At 67.5% G+C, this 17602-nt stretch carries 16 protein-coding genes; 8 read left to right on the top strand and 8 right to left on the bottom strand.

Going from position 1 to position 17602, the window contains the following annotated elements; all coding sequences use genetic code 11:
- Positions 1–3 precede the first annotated feature (3 nt).
- From NU688_RS07825 to NU688_RS07815, 3 genes are all read left to right on the top strand, one after another.
- Positions 4–1479, top strand: coding sequence for a DUF1501 domain-containing protein (locus NU688_RS07825; RefSeq protein WP_257859969.1), 1476 nt, complete (start codon positions 4–6; stop codon positions 1477–1479).
- Positions 1480–1604: 125 nt separating this feature from the next.
- Positions 1605–1829 carry a hypothetical protein gene (locus tag NU688_RS07820; RefSeq protein WP_257859968.1) on the top strand — a complete coding sequence of 75 codons (225 nt, stop codon included), beginning with the start codon at positions 1605–1607 and terminating at the stop codon, positions 1827–1829.
- 52 nt (positions 1830–1881) lie between these two features.
- Complete coding sequence (locus NU688_RS07815) at positions 1882–2523, top strand: CAP domain-containing protein (RefSeq protein WP_257859967.1); 642 nt, start codon at positions 1882–1884, stop codon at positions 2521–2523.
- Positions 2524–2545: 22 nt separating this feature from the next.
- Here the strand turns inward: NU688_RS07815 and NU688_RS07810 are convergent, their stop codons facing one another.
- The 6 genes from NU688_RS07810 to NU688_RS07785 form a co-directional block, all read right to left on the bottom strand.
- A complete protein-coding gene (locus NU688_RS07810) occupies positions 2546–3064 on the bottom strand; it encodes a hypothetical protein (protein WP_257859966.1) in 519 nt (172 codons plus the stop codon).
- 22 nt (positions 3065–3086) lie between these two features.
- Complete coding sequence (locus NU688_RS07805; protein WP_257859965.1) at positions 3087–3449, bottom strand: response regulator; 363 nt, start codon at positions 3447–3449, stop codon at positions 3087–3089.
- A gap of 73 nt (positions 3450–3522) precedes the next feature.
- Positions 3523–4740: a hybrid sensor histidine kinase/response regulator gene (locus tag NU688_RS07800; protein WP_257859964.1), complete on the bottom strand. Its 1218-nt coding sequence runs from the start codon at positions 4738–4740 to the stop codon at positions 3523–3525.
- Entirely contained in the window at positions 4730–5335 is a 606-nt protein-coding gene (locus NU688_RS07795; RefSeq protein WP_257859963.1) for a chemotaxis protein CheB, read from the bottom strand. Before NU688_RS07795 ends, NU688_RS07800 begins: the two co-directional genes overlap by 11 nt.
- Entirely contained in the window at positions 5332–6114 is a 783-nt protein-coding gene (locus NU688_RS07790) for a protein-glutamate O-methyltransferase CheR (RefSeq protein WP_374684636.1), read from the bottom strand. The genes NU688_RS07795 and NU688_RS07790 overlap by 4 nt, the downstream gene beginning before the upstream one ends.
- 62 nt (positions 6115–6176) lie before the next feature.
- Positions 6177–9674 (bottom strand): response regulator, encoded by a 3498-nt coding sequence (locus tag NU688_RS07785; RefSeq protein WP_257859961.1) that lies wholly within the window; start codon positions 9672–9674, stop codon positions 6177–6179.
- A gap of 144 nt (positions 9675–9818) precedes the next feature.
- Here NU688_RS07785 and NU688_RS07780 point away from each other — a divergent pair, with 144 nt between their 5' ends.
- Complete coding sequence (locus tag NU688_RS07780; RefSeq protein ID WP_257859960.1) at positions 9819–12152, top strand: ATP-dependent DNA helicase; 2334 nt, start codon at positions 9819–9821, stop codon at positions 12150–12152.
- Positions 12153–12251: 99 nt separating this feature from the next.
- Here NU688_RS07780 and NU688_RS07775 read toward each other — a convergent pair whose 3' ends face one another.
- Positions 12252–13121, bottom strand: coding sequence for an NmrA/HSCARG family protein (locus NU688_RS07775; RefSeq protein WP_257859959.1), 870 nt, complete (start codon positions 13119–13121; stop codon positions 12252–12254).
- 67 nt (positions 13122–13188) lie between these two features.
- Complete coding sequence (locus tag NU688_RS07770) at positions 13189–14133, bottom strand: NADP-dependent oxidoreductase (protein ID WP_257859958.1); 945 nt, start codon at positions 14131–14133, stop codon at positions 13189–13191.
- Between the two features lie 103 nt (positions 14134–14236).
- On the opposite strand from NU688_RS07770, the gene NU688_RS07765 reads away from it, so the two are divergent.
- From NU688_RS07765 to NU688_RS07750, 4 genes are all read left to right on the top strand, one after another.
- Positions 14237–15112 (top strand): LysR family transcriptional regulator, encoded by an 876-nt coding sequence (locus NU688_RS07765; protein ID WP_257859957.1) that lies wholly within the window; start codon positions 14237–14239, stop codon positions 15110–15112.
- A 2-nt stretch (positions 15113–15114) separates the two neighbouring features.
- Positions 15115–15255, top strand: coding sequence for a hypothetical protein (locus NU688_RS07760; RefSeq protein WP_257859956.1), 141 nt, complete (start codon positions 15115–15117; stop codon positions 15253–15255).
- Between the two features lie 198 nt (positions 15256–15453).
- Complete coding sequence (locus NU688_RS07755; protein ID WP_257859955.1) at positions 15454–16347, top strand: nitrilase family protein; 894 nt, start codon at positions 15454–15456, stop codon at positions 16345–16347.
- A gap of 97 nt (positions 16348–16444) precedes the next feature.
- Positions 16445–17572 (top strand): substrate-binding protein, encoded by a 1128-nt coding sequence (locus NU688_RS07750; RefSeq protein WP_257860538.1) that lies wholly within the window; start codon positions 16445–16447, stop codon positions 17570–17572.
- Positions 17573–17602 lie beyond the last annotated feature (30 nt).

Here is a 17602-nt window from a genome sequence, read left to right as displayed (position 1 = left end):
TTCATGTACCTGATCGATCCCGCGCGGCACACCCGCCGCGCGTTCCTCCGCCGCACCGGCCAGCTCGCGATGGCCGGCACCGCGCTGCCGTTCGCGCTCAATCTCGCCGCCATGGGCGAGGCCGCCGCGCAGGCCGCACCCGGCGACGACTACCGCGCGCTGGTGTGCGTGTTTCTCTTCGGCGGCAACGACTATGCGAACACCGTCGTCACCTACGACGCCGACAGCTACGGCCAGTACAGCCTGATCCGCGGCGGCAATGGCGAGGCGGGCGGCGGCATTGCCATCGCGCGCGCCGCGCTCGCCGCAACCGAACTCAAGCCGACGCAGGCGCTCCCCGGCGGGCGCGCGTACGCGCTGCATCCGTCGATGACGGGGCTGGCCGACCTCTTCAACAACCAGGGCAAGGTGGCGGTGCAGCTGAACGTCGGCCCGCTCATCAAGCCGCTGACGCGCGCGCAATACAACAGCAGCAACCGCCGCGACTTCCCGATTCCGCCCAAGCTCTTCTCGCACAACGACCAGCAGTCGGTGTGGCAGTCGTCCTCGCCCGAAGGCTCGACCGTCGGCTGGGGCGGCAATCTGGGCGACCTGGCGCTCGGGCCGAACGCGGGCTCGCTCTTCACCTGCATGTCGGTCTCGGGCAATGCGGTGTTCCTCTCGGGCGACCAGGCGCTGCAGTACCAGGTGGGAACGGGCGGCGCGGTGCGCATCGGCGCGGTAAGCGGCACCGGCGGCAACCTGTTCGGTTCGTCGACGGTGAAGGCGGCCATGCAGCAGATCGCGCAGCGCGAGAGCGGCCACACGCTGGAGAACGAATACACCAAGGTCATCCGGCGCGCGGTCACGGCCGAGGGAAAGATCACCGAGGCGATCCAGTCGGATTTCGCGACCGGCACCTTCCCGCCGCAGAACTACCTGGCCGACCAGCTCAAGATGGTGGCGCGCCTGATCCGCGGGCGCGACGCGCTGGGCGTCAAGCGCCAGGTGTTCTTCGTCTCGATGGGCGGCTTCGACCTGCACGACGACCTGATCGCGCGCCAGCCCGGGCTGATGAAGGGGCTGTCCGATGCGCTGGTCGCGTTCCACAACCAGATGGGCGTGCTCGGCGTGGCCGACAAGGTCACGGCCTTCACCGCGTCCGATTTCGGCCGCACGCTCTCGAGCAACAGCAATGGCTCCGACCACGGCTGGGGCGGCCACCACTTCGTGGTCGGCGGCGCGGTGAAGGGCAAGGCGCTGTACGGCACGGCGCCGCCGGTGAGCATCACCAACACCGCCTCCGACATCGACCAGTGGCACGTGGGGCAGGGCCGATTGCTGCCCACCACCTCGGTCGACCAGTACGCGGGCACGCTGGCGCGCTGGTTCGGCGTGCCGGACGACCAGCTTGACGGCATCCTGCCGAACCTCAAGAACTTCGGCATGACGGCGCCGAGCGGCATCGCGTATCCGCGCAACGTGGGGTTCATGGGATGAACGGCGCGAGCGGCATGAAGGGGATGAAGGGCCTGAACGGGGAGGAAGGCGGCACGCGCGTGTCCTTTCCGTCCGATGGCGGCAGGAAAACCTCCTCTCACGTTCGCGGTGCGGACCTGACGCCCATGCACCCCTTCTCCAGCGTCGAGGGCGCCATCGCCGCCATCGACGCGCTGGACCGCGGGCTGCGGGAGTTCGAGCTTTCGGTGTCCGACAAGCTGCAGGACTACCTCGGCGTGCAGATGGCGCAGATCACCGACCGTGCACTGGCGCGCGGCTGGGAGCCCATCAGCTTCATGCAGAAGAATGGGTTCCGGCGCTATCGCTTCAAGGCGATGCGCCGGGCCTGAACCATCGCCTTTCTTTTTTGCTTTTTCTCTTTTACAAGGACCCCCAGAAACCATGCGCTCGAAATTCCAGACCGCCGCCATCGGCACCCTCGCGACCCTGTTGCTTGCATCGTGCGGTGGGGGAGGAGGTGGCGGCGGCGGTGGTGGTGCGCTGCCGCTCGGGTTGGGCGTTCCGCCTGCAGCCGCGCCCGCTCCCGCACCTGCGCCGGCTCCAGATCCTGCACCGGCACCCGCGCCTGCACCCGGCCCCACCGCACTGGAAAGCTGCAGCCTGCCGGACTTCGTGCAGGACACGATCACCCGCGTCAACCAGTTCCGCAGCGAGCCGCGCACCTGCGGCGCCACGCAGTACCCGGCCGCCGCGCCCATCGCATGGAACGCGCAGCTCGACACGGCCGCGGCACGCCATTCGCGCGACATGGTCGCGAAGAACTTCTTCGATCACACCGGTTCGGACGGCAGCACGGTGGGCACCCGCGCCACCGACGCGGGCTACAAGTGGTCGGGCGTCGGCGAGAACATCGCGGCCGGGCAGACCAGCGTCGCCTCGGCCATGAACTCGTGGCAGGGCAGCGAAGGCCACTGCCGCAACCTGATGGGCGCGAACTACAAGCACGTCGCGCTGGCATGCGTGCGCGGCGGCTCAGGCAATGCCTATCCGTACTACTGGACGATGGTGCTCGGGACGCCCTGACCGGAATCCACGACCGCGCGCGTCAGTCCAGCCGGATGCGGCCCCACAGTTCGAGCGTGCGCTTGCCGATGCGGTCGACCACCTTGGCCTGCACGCTGTAGAGCCCGGCCTCATTGGTCGGGTCGAAACTGAAGTTCATGCTGGCCGAACCCAGCACCAGCGTGGCCTGGGGCGGCTCCGAAGTCCAGAGTGGCCCACCGCCGGCCGGCACGCGCTGTCCGCTGGGGGTGATCACGAAGAACTCGACCACCACATCGCACTGGCCAATGGCATTCGGCGCGCAGCCGCGCAGGAACAGCATCGCGCTGGACCTGATGCCGCGCTTCACGCTGTCGGTAACCCGCAGCGTCGGTGCGCGGCTGGAAGTGTTCCAGGCCTTGCGAAGCTCGGCCTCGTCCGGCGTGATGAGCAACTGCGCATGAAAGTCACCGTTGCTGCGCATCGATTCGGTGTCGGGAATCAGCTTGCCGGTGCTGTCGGTCCATCCCGCCGTCGATGCGAGCGGCACAAGAAGCGAGAGAACGAGAAAGAGGCGGCGCATCGGCACGGACCTCCGGTTTTTCCTAGAGCGAAGGCTGCGCCAGGATGCGATCGAGCTGCGCGATGTCGATCGGCTTCTGCAGGTGATGGTCGAACAGCCCCTTGGCCGCTTCGCCGGCCGCGTCCTGCGCCGAGAAACCCGAGATCGCGATCAGCAGCCGGGGGGTGCCTTCGGCGGTGCTCGCGCGCAGCCGCCGCGCCACCTCGGAGCCCGGAAAGTCGGGCAGGGTGAGGTCGATCAGCGCGGCGTCGAAGCTTTCGGCGGCCGCCGCGTCCAGCGCCTGCTGCGCCGTGTAGGTGCAGCGGGCCGTGTGGTCCTGCAGCGTGAGCAGTTCCTGCAGCAGGTCGGCAGCGGCCTGGTTGTCGTCGACGATCAGCACGTTCACGGCGGTTTGTCTCTTGGGTAAGTCGAAAGAAGCAGTATCAACGGAATGTGTCTTGAGCGGCGTAAGGGTGTTCCTACGCCTTGGGAGCGGGGCCCGCCGTGCCGGTCTGCAGCGGCAGTTCGACGGTGAAGCGCGCGCCCTGGCCGGCCGCGCTTTCCACGCCGATCTGCCCGTCATGCAGGTCCACGATCTTGCGCGTGATGTAGAGCCCGAGGCCCAGCCCGGCCGCGTGCTGGCGGCTGTGTTCGGTGCGCTCGAACTGCTCGAAGATGCGCGCCTGGTCTTCGGGCGCAATGCCGATGCCGTTGTCGCGCACGCTCACGCGCGCCGTGCTGCCGGCTTGCAGCACGGTCATCTCGACCGGCTTGCCGCCGCCGTAGCGCAGCGCGTTGGTCAAGAGGTTCGTCAGCACCTGTTCGATGCGGAACTCGTCCCACACGCCATGCAGCGCGGCCGGCGCTTCGAGCGTGATCACCGAGCCCGCGGCTTCGGCCTGCTGGCGCAGGTTCTCGACCACGGCGCGGGCGAGCACCGCCAGGTCGACCGGCTTGGTCTGGATCGACAGCGCATCGCGCCGCATGCGCGTCACGTCGAGCATGTCGTCGATCAGGCGCACCATGTTGCGGATCTGCCGCTGGTCGCGCTCGATCATCGCGGGCAGCCGGTCCGCCGCGAAGTTGGCGAGGTTGCCCTTGGACAGGTGAAGCTGGCGCAACTGCGCTTCCAGGTAGAGCGTATTGAGCGGCGTGCGCAGCTCGTGCGAGACCATCGACATGAAGTCGTCGCGCATGCGCACCGCGCGCTCCAGCTCTTGCTGGGTGTGCTGCAGCTGCTGCACCAGTTCTTCCTGCTTCCTGTGCGCGGCGGCGAGCGATTCCATCTCGTGGCGCAGCGCCTTGCGGTGCTGGTACAGGTCGACGAACACGTTGACCTTGCTGACCACCGCATGCGGATCGAGCGGCTTGTGCAGGAAGTCGACCGCGCCGCTCTCGTAGCCCTGGAAGGCGTAGTTGAGCTCGCGCCCCGCGGCGCTCACGAAGATGATCGGGATGTGCCGCGTGCGTTCGGTGCCGCGCATCATCTCGGCCAGCTCGAAGCCGTTCATGCCGGGCATCTGCACGTCGACGATGGCGAGCGCGAATTCATGCTCCAGCAGCAGCGAGAGCGCCGCCTCGGCCGAGCCGGCGCGGTACACGAGGCGGTCCGGTGCGCGGATCAGCGCCTCGAGCGCCAGCAGGTTCTCCGGCAGGTCATCGACGATCAGCAGCTTGCTTTGGACGTCAATGGGCATGGGCGGCCTCCAGTTGCAGGAGCAGGGCGTGAAGCTCGCGCAGCGGCAAGACGTGGTCGGGGGCGTGACGCGCAAGGGCGGCGTTGGGCATGATGGAAATCAGGGCTTCTTTCGGGTCTTGCACGGCGGTAAGTCCGCCGGCCAGGTGAATGCGATGCAGGCCTTCGGCGCCGTCGTCGTTGGCGCCGGTCAGGAGAAAGCCGGCCAGCGCGGGGCCGTAGGCGTCGGCGGCCGAGGCCATCAGCACGTCGATGGACGGCCGTGAGAACAACACGGGCGCCTCGCAACTGAGCGAGAAGCAGCGCTCGCGCTCGATCGACAGGTGGTAGCCGGGCGGCGCGAAATAAAGGCTGCCGGCCGCGACCGGCATCTTGTCGGCGGCCTCGTGCACGGGAATGGGCAGGCGCAGCGCAAAGATCTCGGCGAGATGGCTGTCATGGTTCTCGGGCAGGTGGAGCACCACCGTCATCGGCAGGCGCCAGCCCGCGGGCAGCCCCTCGAGCAGCACCATGAGCGCATCGATGCCGCCGGCCGAAGCGCCGAGCACGACTGTGTCCACACGCTTGCGGGTGTAGGGGCGAGGCAGCGTCGTCATGTCGCCTTGCGGTAGATGCGCTCGGCGCGGGCGTGCGGCGCGAAGCGGTCCGCGTAGCCGGAGAAGTCGATGCTTTCCTTGGACCCCAGGCCCAGGAAGCCGCGGTGCGACAGCGACTCGTGGAACAGCCCGAGCGCACGGTCCTGCAGCAGCCGGTTGAAGTAGATGAGCACGTTGCGGCACGACACCAGCTGCGTCTCGGCGAACACGGTGTCGGTCGCGAGGCTGTGGTCCGCAAAGATCACGTCGGCGCAGAGCGACGGGTCGAAGCGCGCCGCGTCGTAGGCGGCGGTGTAGTAGTCGGAGAACGCACTGCGCCCGCCCGCGCGCTGGTAGTTGGTGGTGTAGCCGCGAATGGCCTCCAGCGGAAAGATGCCCTGGCGCGCCTTCTCGAGCGAAGCCGGGTTGATGTCGGTCGCATAGATCTGGGTGCGCTCGAGCAGGCCTTCTTCGCGCAGCAGGATGGCGAGCGAGAAGACCTCCTCGCCCGTGCTGCAGCCCGCCACCCACACCTTCACCGAGGGGTAGGTGTGCAGGATCGGCACCACGTGCTCGCGCAGCGCGAGAAAGTACGACGGGTCGCGGAACATCTCGCTCACCGGGATCGTGAGGAACTGCAGCAACCGCCCGAACAGCCCCGCGTCGCGCAGCACTTTTTCCTGCAGCGCCGAGATGCTCGGCAGCCCGAGCTGCTCCAGCGCATACAGCACGCGGCGCTTCTGCGAGGCGGTGGTGTAGTTGCGAAAGTCGTAGCTGTACTTGAGATAGATGGCCTCCATGAGGAGGCGCAGCTCGATCTCGGTGTCGCTCAGCGGCTGCAGGGGCGAGGGCGGCTTGTCGGTCACAGGCGCTCCATCTTGGGCATCCACACGCGCAGCAGCGAGAACAGCCGCTCCAGGTCGACCGGCTTGGCTAGGTAGTCGTTGGCGCCGGCGGCCAGGCACTGCTCGCGGTCGTCCTTCATGGCCTTGGCGGTGATGGCGATCACCGGCATCTTCTCGAAGCGCGGGTCGGCACGCAGACGGCGTGTGGCTTCCAGGCCGTCCATCTCCGGCATCATCACGTCCATCAGCACCAGGTCGATCTCGCGCACCTGGTCGAGTTTTTCGAGCGCCTCGCGGCCGTTGCGGCCGATCTCCACCGCCGCGCCGCGCTGCTCCAGCGCGCTGGTGAGGGCGAAGATGTTGCGTACGTCGTCGTCCACCAGGAGGATGGTGCGGCCCTCGAAGATGCGGTCGCGCCCGCGCGCCGTCTTGAGCATGCCCTGGCGCTCGGTGGAGAGCGAGGCCTCCACCTTGTGCAGGAACAGCGTCACCTCGTCGAGCAGGCGCTCCGGCGAGCGGGCGCCCTTGATGATGATCGAGCGCGAGTAGCGCTGCAGCTCGGTTTCTTCGTCGCGCGTGAGGTTGCGCCCGGTGTAGACGATGACCGGCGGGAACGACACGATCTCTTCCGCCGCCATCGCCTTGAGCAGCTCGCTGCCCTGCATGTCGGGCAGCCGCAGGTCGGTCACCATGCAGTCGAACACGCGGGTGCGCAGCAGCTCCAGCGCCTCTTCGCCGGAGCCGACGGCCACGATTTCGATGTCGTCGTCGCCGATCAGCTTGATCACGGCTTCGCGCTGCAGTTCGTCGTCTTCCACCAGCAGCACGACCTTGACCTTCTGCGTGAGCTTTTCCTCGAGCCGGCCGAACACCTTCATCAGTTCGTCGCGGGTGGCCGGCTTCAGCGCGAAGCCGATGGCGCCCATGTGCAGCGCGGCGGCCTGCGCGTTGTCAGCGGCCGAGACCACGTGGATCGGGATGTGGCGCGTGTGCGGTGAATCCTTGAGCTTCTGCAGCACATCGAGGCCGGTGCTGTCGGGCAGGCGCATGTCCAGCAGGATGGCGTCGGGCACGAACTGCGTGGCCAGCTCGAAACCGTCGGCCGCGCCGTGCGCCACCAGGCAGCGGTAGCCCAGCTCGTGCGCCAGGTCGTAGAGGATGTGCGCGAACTGCGGCTCGTCCTCGATCACCAGCACGCGGCGCACCTGGTCGCGCGGGATCGCGCGGTCGTCGTCGAACTGCGGCGCCGGCACCACGGCCCGCGGCGTGGGCGCTTGCAGTGCGATGGGGGCGGGCGCGGCGGCGGGGCTCCGGTTGCTTGGCGCATAGGTCGGCATGCTCCGCGGGGCGGTGGCCTGCTGCGTCGAAGCCTGCGGCGCCAGGGCCGGCAGTTGCAGGACGAAGGTGCTGCCCTTGCCGGGCTCGCTCTGCACGGTGAGCGTGCCGCCCAAGAGGTGCGTGAGGTCGCGCGAGATCGACAGGCCCAGCCCCGTGCCGCCGTAGCGCCGGCTGGTGGTGCCGTCGGCCTGGCGGAAGGCCTCGAAGATCAGCTCGTGCTGCTGCGCGTCGATGCCGATGCCCGAGTCCGACACCGCGAAGGCCGCGCCGCCATCGGCCGTGGCGGAAACCACCAGCGCCACCTCGCCCTTGTCGGTGAACTTGAGGGCGTTCGACAGCAGGTTCTTGAGAATCTGCTCGACCCGCTGCCGGTCGGTGACCAGCGAGGCCGGCGCACCCGGTTGCACCTCGAGCCGGAAGCTCAGGTTCTTCTGCATCGCGAGCGGGTTGAAGGTGCTCTCCAGGCTCTGCCCGAGCCGTGCGAGCGACACGTCCTCGGGCACCACCTCGAGCTTGCCCGCCTCGACCTTGGCGATGTCCAGGATGTCGTTGATCAGCACCAGCAGGTCGTTGCCCGACCCGTAGATCGACTCGGCGAACTTCACCTGCTCCAGCGTGAGGTTGCCCTGCGGGTTGTCGCCCAGCAGCTTGGCCAGGATCAGCGCGCTGTTGAGCGGCGTGCGCAACTCGTGCGACATGTTCGCGAGGAACTCCGACTTGTAGCGGCTCGCGCGCTGCAGCTCGTCGGCGCGGTCTTCCAGGTCGCGCTGCACGCGGCGCAGGGCCGTGTTGCGCTGGTCCAGCGCCTCGGTGCGCTCGGAGAGCTGGCTGTTGGTCTGCTCCAGCTCGGCCTGCTGGTTCTCCAGCATGGCCTGCGAGGCGCGCAGCGCCCGCGACTGCTCTTCGAGCTCTTCATTGGCGGTGCGCAGCTCTTCCTGCTGCACCTGCAGCTCCTCGTTGAGCTGCTGCGTTTCGGCCAGCACGTCCTGCAGCTGCTCGCGGTAGCGCGCCGCGGCGAGCGAGGTGCCGATGTCGTCGCACACCACTTCCAGCAGCTGGCTCGCGCGCTCGTCGGGCGCGCCGGGCAGGCCGAGCTCGACCACGCCGTTGACGACGCCGTCGCTCATCACCGGCATCAGCAACACGGTCTTGGGCGCCATCGCGCCCAGCCCGGAGTTGACCTTGAGGTAGTCGGCGTCAATCGGGTCGATCAGCATGCGGCGCCGCTCGGCGGCCGCCTGGCCCACCAGGCTCTCGGTGGGCGAGAAGACCTGCGGCGAGGCTTCGGCATCGGCCGAGAAGCCGTAGCTCGCGGCCCGGCGCAGCGGACCGTGCCGCTCGCGCACATACATCGCGCCGACGCTGCTGCCCAGGTGCCGCGAGAAGAAGGCGAGGATCTTGCGGCCCATGTCCGGCGCGGTCAGCTCACCGACCAGTTCGCCCACCAGCTCGGTCTGCGTGCCGCGCAGCCACGCCTCTTCCGACAGCCGCTGCGAATGCGCCGCCTGCTCCTTGAGCACGACGTCGTAGCTGTCCGACAGCCGCACCAGCTGGCGGCGGCCGAAAAAGCTGATCAGTCCGGTCAGCGTCAGCGTGAAGAACAGGAAGAGCCCGACCGTCCACCAGCTGGTGCGGTTGGCATCGTTGTTGCGCTGGAAGCGCAGGGCCTGTTCGGTGTCCATGAACGCGATGTATTCGGCGCGCATGTCGTCCATCAACCGCTTGCCGCGGCCCAGGCGCGCGGTGGCCTGCACGTCGTTGCCGGCGCGGCGGGCCGCAATCATGTCGCTGGCGAATTCGTTCCAGGCGCCCTGCAAGCCGATGATGCGGTCGATGCGCTCCACCTGCTGCTGGTTGTCCGACACGAGCTTGCGCAGCGCATCGGTGTCGGGCTTCAGGCGCGGCAGGGCACTCTGGTAGGGCTCGAGAAAGCTTTCTTCGCCGGTGATCAGGAAGCCGCGCATGCCGGTTTCCATGTCGATGCTGCGGCGCTGCAGTTCGCTGGCCGAACGGGTCACGCGGTCGGTGTGTTCGACCCAGCCGATGGTCGAGAGCAGGAACAGGATGAGCCCGACGAACACCACGGCGCCGAGCAATCCTCCGAGCATCGGGAGCTTGAGATTGCGACTCAGCAGACGGTCGAAGTCGTGGGGATCGATGGCGGCAGGAGTTTTCATCAGCGCATTTGTAAGCAAAACTTGTCAAGTTTTGCCGAAAACGGAGGGTCGCCCTGTCGGAGAAGGTCCCGAGACGGACGATGGACCCTCAACGTTAACATTGCATCGCTCGGTATACTGTAATTTCATACAGTCATTCGAGCGATGGCCCCGGCTTCCTCCACCACCCCGCCAGATCCGGCTTCGGCCGCCTACGTCGTTTCCGTCAAGGCGCTTTGCGCTTTCGGCGCGAAGGCGGGCGACCTCGACCTGCGCTTCGTGCCCGCGCCCAGCGCGCTCGAAGGCATGGCCGGCCATGCGCTGGTGCAGGGGCGGCGCGGCGGCAACTACCAGAGTGAGGTATCGCTCGAAGCCCGGCACGGCGCGCTGCGCGTTCGCGGCCGCGCCGACGGCTACGCGCCCGACGAACCGCGCGTGGAAGAGATCAAGACCTTCCGCGGCGACTTCGACGCCATCCGCGGCAACCACCGCGCGCTGCACTGGGCGCAGGCCCGCATCTACGGCTGGATGCTGTGCGAGCAGCACGGGCATGCACACATGACGGTTGCGCTCGTCTACCTCGACCTCGCCACCGGCGAGGAAACCGTGCTCGAGGAACGCCACACATGGGACGCGCTGCGCGTTCACTTCGAGTCGCTGTGCGAGCGCTACGCCGCGTGGGCGCAGCAGGAAGCCGACCACCGCGGCGCGCTCGACCAGGCGCTGGCGACACTCACATTCCCGCACCCCTCCTTCCGCACCGGCCAGCGCGAACTGGCCGAAGCCGTCTACCGCGCCGCCGCCGGCGGGCGCTGCCTCATGGCGCAGGCGCCGACCGGTATCGGCAAGACGCTGGCCACCATCTTTCCGCTGCTCAAGGCCCGCGCGGCGGGGAAGCTCGACAAGGTCTTCTTCCTCACCGCCAAGACCTCGGGCCGCCCGGTGGCACTCGATGCGCTGCGGGTGCTCGGCAAGGGCTGTGCCGCAAGTGGCGCGCAGCCACGCGTGCTCGAACTCGCGGCGCGCGAGAAAGTCTGCGAATACCCCGACCGCGCCTGCAACGGCGATTCCTGCCCGCTCGCCAAGGGCTTCTACGACCGCCTGCCCGCCGCCCGCATCGAAGCCGCACAGGCCGGCTGGCTCGACCGGCAGACGCTGCGGCAGGTCGCGCTGCAGCACACGGTGTGCCCCTATTTCCTCGCGCAGGAAATGGCCCACTGGAGCGACGTGATCGTGGGCGACTACAACTACTACTTCGACGGCAGCGCCTTCCTCTTCGCGACCATGAAGGACGCCGGCTGGCGCGTCGCGGTGCTCGTGGACGAAGCCCACAACCTGCTGGAGCGCGCACGCGGCATGTACACCGCGCAGCTCGAGGGCGGGGCGCTCGAGGAGGCGCACCGCATCGCGCCCGCACCGGTGCGCGGCCCGCTCGCACGGCTCTTTCGCGAGTGGGACACCGTCCAGCAATCGCAGACCGAGAACTACGAAACCGCCGACGAAATTCCCGAGCGTTTCGTCCGCGCGCTGCAGACCGCCAACACCGCCATGGCCGAGTACTTCGCCGCCAAGCCCGAGGCCGCGCAGGGCCCGCTGCAACGCTTCTTCTTCGATGCGCTGCACTTCGCCCGGCTCGCCGAGGTGTTCGACGACCACTCGGTGTTCGAGCGCACGCTCGGCACGACGCAACAGGCTCGGCAGCAGGACCGCACCCTGGCCATCCGCAACCTCGTGCCCGCGCCGTTCCTCGAAGGCCGGTTCGCGGATGCGGTGTCGGTCACCTGCTTCTCGGGCACGCTCTCGCCCTTCGAGTTCTATCGCGACGCGCTCGGCCTGCCGCCGGACACCGCGCTGCTCGACGTGGCCTCGCCGTTCAACAGCCAGCAGTTGCGTGTCGAAGTGGCGATGGACGTCTCCACGCGCTATCGCGACCGCGCCGGATCGCTGGGCAACGTGGCGGGCATCATCGGCGCCCAGTTCGAGCGCATGCCCGGCAACTACCTGGCCTTCTTCAGCAGCTTCGAATACCTGGAGAGCGCCCGCGCCGCCTTCTCGGCGCGGCACCCCGGCGTGCCGGTGTGGACGCAGACGCGCGGCATGCTCGAAGCCGACCGCCACGGCTTCATCGCGCGCTTCGAAGAAGGCGGGCAGGGCATCGGCTTTGCGGTGCTCGGCGGTGCGTTCGGCGAGGGCATCGACCTGCCGGGCAGCCGCCTCGTCGGCGCCTTCGTTGCGAGCCTGGGCCTGCCGCAATACAACGCGCTCAACGAGATCACGCGCGAGCGCATGCAGTCGCGCTTCGGCAAGGGCTACGAGTACACGTACCTCTATCCGGGACTGCAGAAGGTGGTGCAGGCGGCGGGCCGTGTGATTCGCACCGAGGAAGACCGGGGCGTGCTGCACCTGCTCGACGACCGCTTTGCGCGCACGGAAATCCGCGAGCTGCTGCCGCGCTGGTGGCATGTGGAAGTAGGGAAGGTCAGCGATGCGCTCCGCTAGGCGCAATACTCGATCAGGAGTTCGGTGAGGACCCGTATCTTCCGTGCGGGATGTTGACTGGGACCTGCGGTCCCGGCTGACATACGCGAGGCGCACCGCCTACGATGCGGCAACGGCCTCCTTGACGAAGTCGGCGTACTTGCGCAAAGGACGCCCGAGGATGGCCTGCAGGCGACCCGCTGCGCCGTCCGCGCCATGCATGCCGAACTTCTGGATCCCGGCCATCATCAGGCGCATGTCGTAGGCAAGCCAGGATGGCCCCAATGCGGCCATCTGTGCTTCGAAGGCCACTACGTCGTCCCCGCCGTAAGCCACTTCGCGACCGAGCGCGGCACTCCAGATCCTGGCCACCGACTCGCCAGTCAACAGCTCGGGCCCGACCAACTCCAGCGTCGTGCGCGGTGAAGGCGCGGGTGCGCGATCGCGGCGCAGCAGTTCGGCGACGGCGATGTCCGCGATGTCTCGCGCATCGATCATCGCGACGCCGGACGAGCCGATCGGCATCGGGTAGACGCCATAGCCCTGGATCACCTGCTGGACCATGCGCTCGTTCTGCATGAAGTAGGCCGGCCGGAGGATGGTCGCCGGAATATCGAGGCTCTCGATCATTCGCTCGACCGTGTGCTTGCCGGTGAAGTGCGGCACATCGGTGAACTTGTCCGCGTGGATGACCGACAGGTAGACGATGCGCTCGATGCCAGCCTCGCGCGCCAGGTTCAGCGCGACGAGGGCCTGGGTCACTTCGTCGGGCGTGACGGCGTTCAGCAGGAACAGCGTGCGCACCGACGACAGTGCCGCGCGCATCGAAGGTACGTCGGTCAGGTCGCCGACGACCTCCTTGACGCCCACCGGGAAGCTCTGCTTTCCGGGTGTGCGGACGAAGGCGCTGACTTCGGCGCCGGCACGGGCCAGCCCTTGGACGACGAGGGAACCGATGGTGCCGGTGGCACCGGTGACGAGAATGCGCATGGAAATCTCCAGGGAGTTGAGGGGAAACGGGTTGAAGGGGGAAGAAGAAAAGGGGTAACGAGGTCGATCAGCGCGAGAAGTCCGCAACGACCTTGCCGATGCGCGGATCGGTGCGATTGCGTTCGATGGCCGCGGGGATGTCGTCGAAGCCCACGACTTCGTCGAGCTTCGAGATCAGGGTGCCTTGGGCGATCTCCGCCGCCAGCCGTTCCAGGAGGGCGGTGTCCGGCTTGTTCATGAACCACAGTCCGCGGCGGCCGGGAGGCGTGCGGGCAAGGATGTCGGGCGAGGACGTGCCGACGATCGCGCCGTCCTTCTTCAATACCTGCCACGAGCGATCGAGCACTTCGCCGCCGACGTAATCGAGCACCAGGTCGATGTCCCGCGCGAGCGATTCGAAGCGTTCGGTGCGGTAGTCGATGACGTGGTCCGCGCCCAGGCTGCGAACGTATTCGACATGCGCGGTGGACGCAGTCGCGAAGACTTCGGCACCCGCCCGCTTGGCGTACTGCACGGCATAGCCGCCCAGCCCTCCCGCCGCGCCATGAATGAGGATTCGCTGACCTGCGGCAATCGGACCTGCGTGGTGCAAGCTTTGCCAGGCTGCCACGGACGCGACGGGGACGGCGGCCGCATGGACGTCGTCAAGGCCTTGCGGCGTGCGCACCAGGTTCGCCTCGTCGACCGCCACGAAATCGGCATAGGCACCCAGGCCGCCCAGCGGACCCATGACGCGATCGCCGATGCGAAAACGCGAGGCGCCGGGGCCGAGCGCTTCGACGACACCCGCAAGCTCGATGCCCAGCACGGCGGGCAGTTGAAGCGGGAACGCGTCCCGGACGAAGCCTTCACGAACCTTCCAGTCGATGCCGTTCACGCCGGCGGCCCGGACGCGGACCAGGACTTGGCCCTGTCCGGCCGTGGGTGTCGCGATCTCGGCGACCTCGGCGGCGGCAGCACCGCCGTAGGTCCGGATCAGGACTGCGCGTTGAGTGGTAGTGGTGGTGGTCATTTCAGTTTTCTCCTGTTGAGTTGCGATGAGGAGAAGATAGGTCGTTGCATTGGTAAAACGAAGATCCGAAAATGAAGACACCTCGTTTCAAATCCGGAACACCATGGACCTGAACGCACTGAGCGACTTCGCGCTCGTCGCCATGAATGGCGGCCTCGGCAAAGCAAGCCGCGCGAGCGGCAGATCGAAGGCGACGCTGTCCCGGCGCATCGCCGACCTGGAAGAGCAGCTCGGCGTGCGGCTCATCGAGCGCAGCGCCCGCGGGCTCAAGCTCACGGAAGCCGGGCAGATGCTCATGGACCGCACCGAAGGGCCGATGCACGAAGTGGTCGACGCCATGACGTCCGCGCGCGAGGGCTTGTCTGTACCGCGCGGTCGCTTGCGCATCGCTTCGCCCGTGCTGTTCTCGCAGTTGGCGATGGGCGGCATCTCCGCCGAGTTCTGCACCGCCTACCCCGAGGTCAGCTGCGAGGTGGTGGCGGACGATCGCCTGGTCGACCTCGTCGAGGAGCAGTTCGATGCAGCGATCCGGATCAATCCAAGCCCGGACAGCAGCCTCGTCGGCCGGTGTTTCGCCAAGGACCGGCTGGTGGTCGTGGCCGCGCCCTCCGTGCCCATGCCGAAGCCGGGCAAGGTCAGCCCGGTGCTCGGCATCGTTTCAACAAGCTTTCAAGCCGGGAATTGGACGCTCGACGATGGACGTCTTGTGCTGGAGCCGATTCCGCGGCTCAGACTTTCTTCGTTCCTGATGATTCGCGACGCTGCGATCGCCGGCGCTGGCGTCGCCCTGATGCCGCAGTCGATCGCATGGAACCAGCTGACGCGCGGAGAACTGGTTCAGTGGGGCATGGTTTCGGGCGTGGAGGTCGCGCTCTGGGTCCTGCATACGTCGAGGCGACTTCCTGCGCCGAAGGTTCGGGCGTTCGTCGAGTTCATGTGCGAGCGGTATCCGCAGGGATCTCTCGTACTGAACGGCTAGCTGTGCGCCTCGAACACGCCGGCCAGGACGACCTGTTCGACGGAACGCCCACGGCCGTCATCGAAGCGCTGCGCTACTCGATCACGCTGCGCACGCTGTCTCGAAAGCGACCGGGACACGTCACCGCTACGGATGTGCTGTGAGTGCGAGCCATCGTGCTTTCCGCGCGCCGCAGAAAATTCCAATTGACACCGCGAATACCTTCTTCTAATCTCCGGCCCCACGACGGCACTCGGCCTTGAGTGCGTCGGGCAGCAACATCGCTGCTTCACATACCGGCTATGAAAGCCCTCGAACAACGCGCAAGCGGGGTCGAGGGCTTTTTGCTTTTTGGAGCTTGAATGACAACAGCAGTGCAGGAAGAGGGTTCGGGTTTTCCGGACCTCGTCGTGGCGAGCGTGCAGATGGAGCCGCACGTGGGCCACACGGCGGCCAACGTCGCGCGGTCGGTCCAACTGATCGAGGAGGCCGCGGCGCAGGGCGCATCGATCGTGGTGCTGCCCGAGTTGGCCAACAGCGGCTACGTGTTCGCCAGCCGCGCCGAGGCCTTCGCGCTGGCTGAACCGGTGCCCGATGGGCCGAGCACGCAGGCCTGGGCCGATGCGGCCCGCCGCTGCAACGTGCACGTGGTCGCGGGCATCGCCGAGCGCGAGGACGACCGCCTCTACAACGCGGCCGCGGTGCTCGGCCCGCGCGGCTGGCTCGGCACCTACCGCAAGCTGCACCTCTGGGGCGACGAGCACCTGTTCTTCGAGCCGGGGAACAAGGGGCTGCCGGTGTTCCACACCGAGCTCGGCCGGCTGGGCGTGATGATCTGCTACGACGGCTGGTTCCCCGAGGCCTATCGCCTGCTCGCGATGCAGGGCGTGGACATCGTCTGCATGCCGACCAACTGGGTGCCCATGCCCCAGCAACCCGCGGACCGTCCGGCCATGGCCACCACGCTCGCGATGGCCAGTGCCCACAGCAACGGCATGAACATCGTCTGCGCCAACCGCACGGGCACCGAGCGCGGCCAGCCCTTCGTCGGGCAGAGCGTGATCGTGGGCGCGCAGGGCTGGCCGCTGGCTGGACCCGCCTCGCACGACGGCGAAGAGATTCTTCTGGCCCGCATCAACCTCAAGGCATCGCGCCAGGCGCGCCACCTGAACGCGTTCAACGATGTGCTGCGCGACCGCCGCGATGACATCTACGACCCGATGCTGGGCACCGGCTGGCCGCTTCCGCGGCACTGAATTCGCTCTTCCTTTCCGCTGTCACCCACTCAACTTTTCCATCGACCCCAAGAGGACCCTGAACATGAAGATCGCTTCCCTCCTGCGCCTTTGCGCCATGACGGCCGCCACCTTGCTGGCCGCGCACGCCCAGGCCGCCGACCCCTTGCGCATCGGCGTGGCGGTTGGCCTTTCGGGCGCCAACAGCGTCGTGGCGCCGGCCGCGGTGCAGTCGTCGCAACTGGCCGTCGACGAGATCAACGCCGCCGGCGGCATCCTCGGCCGCAAGGTCGAGCTGGAGATCGTGGACGACGCCTCCGGCGCCGTCGGCGCGCAGAAGGCCTTCGACACGCTGGTGTTCCAGAAGAAGGTGGCCGCCATCATCGCGATGGAAAACAGCGCCGCGCGCAATGCGGCGCTGCCGGTGGTGAGCAAGGGCAAGGTGCCCTACATCTACACCTCGTTCTACGAAGGGCGCTCGTGCAACAACTGGATGTACGTGAACGGCTGGGTGCCCGAGCAGCAGGTCGCGCCGGTGGTCGACTATTTCCTGAAGAGCAAGAACGCCAAGACCTTCTTCCTGGTCGGCAACGACTACGCCTTCGGCCGCGGCATGCTCGATTTCACCCGCAAGTACATCGAGCAGAAGGGCGGCAAGGTGGTGGGCGAGGAGTACCTGCCCATCGACGGCAGCGACTGGACCTCGGTGATCTCCAAGCTGCGCGCCGCCAAGCCCGATGCGCTCGTCAGCGCCACCGCGGGCGGTGCGCCCAACGTCTCGCTGGCCAAGCAGCTCAAGGGCGCCGGCCTCACGCTGCCCTACGGCAACCTCGCGATCGACGAGGGCACGGCCAAGACCATGGGCGACGTGGCCAGCGGCATGTACATTTCGGCCTCCTACCTCACGGGCATCGACATCCCCGAGAACAAGAAATTCCTCGAGGCGATGAAGAAGAAATTCGGCGCCGACCTGAAGACGCCCAACGAACTGTCGGAGCCGCAGTACGAGGCCTTCTTCCTCTACAAGGCCGCGGTTGAAAAGGCCGGCTCGGTCGATGCGGCCAAGGTGGTGAAGGCGCTCGGCGAGGTGTCGTTCACCGGCCCGCGCGGTGCGGTGTCGATGAACAAGAGCCGCCACACGCCGCTGTCGATGCGCCTCGGCCAGGTGCAGGCCGACGGATCGATCAAGATCCTCGAGACCTTCGCGAGCGTCGATCCCGGCGCGCAGTGCCCGAACCTGAAATAACGTCGCAAAAATAACGCCGCAGACATAGCG

The organism is Variovorax sp. ZS18.2.2 (genome assembly GCF_024701975.1).
Lineage (GTDB): Bacteria > Pseudomonadota > Gammaproteobacteria > Burkholderiales > Burkholderiaceae_C > Variovorax.
This window is presented reverse-complemented; position numbering and strand designations above follow the sequence as displayed.

Bases quoted from the DNA above. Each gene is read 5' to 3' on its own strand.
- NU688_RS07825 (WP_257859969.1), top strand. From the start codon at position 4: ATGTACCTGATCGATCCCGCGCGGCACACCCGCCGCGCGTTCCTCCGC.
- NU688_RS07820 (WP_257859968.1), top strand. From the start codon at position 1,605: ATGCACCCCTTCTCCAGCGTCGAGGGCGCCATCGCCGCCATCGACGCG.
- NU688_RS07815 (WP_257859967.1), top strand. From the start codon at position 1,882: ATGCGCTCGAAATTCCAGACCGCCGCCATCGGCACCCTCGCGACCCTG.
- NU688_RS07810 (WP_257859966.1), bottom strand. From the start codon at position 3,064: ATGCGCCGCCTCTTTCTCGTTCTCTCGCTTCTTGTGCCGCTCGCATCG.
- NU688_RS07800 (WP_257859964.1), bottom strand. From the start codon at position 4,740: ATGCCCATTGACGTCCAAAGCAAGCTGCTGATCGTCGATGACCTGCCG.
- NU688_RS07795 (WP_257859963.1), bottom strand. From the start codon at position 5,335: ATGACGACGCTGCCTCGCCCCTACACCCGCAAGCGTGTGGACACAGTC.
- NU688_RS07790 (WP_374684636.1), bottom strand. From the start codon at position 6,114: ATGGAGGCCATCTATCTCAAGTACAGCTACGACTTTCGCAACTACACC.
- NU688_RS07785 (WP_257859961.1), bottom strand. From the start codon at position 9,674: ATGAAAACTCCTGCCGCCATCGATCCCCACGACTTCGACCGTCTGCTG.
- NU688_RS07780 (WP_257859960.1), top strand. From the start codon at position 9,819: ATGGCCCCGGCTTCCTCCACCACCCCGCCAGATCCGGCTTCGGCCGCC.
- NU688_RS07775 (WP_257859959.1), bottom strand. From the start codon at position 13,121: ATGCGCATTCTCGTCACCGGTGCCACCGGCACCATCGGTTCCCTCGTC.
- NU688_RS07770 (WP_257859958.1), bottom strand. From the start codon at position 14,133: ATGACCACCACCACTACCACTCAACGCGCAGTCCTGATCCGGACCTAC.
- NU688_RS07765 (WP_257859957.1), top strand. From the start codon at position 14,237: ATGGACCTGAACGCACTGAGCGACTTCGCGCTCGTCGCCATGAATGGC.
- NU688_RS07755 (WP_257859955.1), top strand. From the start codon at position 15,454: ATGACAACAGCAGTGCAGGAAGAGGGTTCGGGTTTTCCGGACCTCGTC.
- NU688_RS07750 (WP_257860538.1), top strand. From the start codon at position 16,445: ATGACGGCCGCCACCTTGCTGGCCGCGCACGCCCAGGCCGCCGACCCC.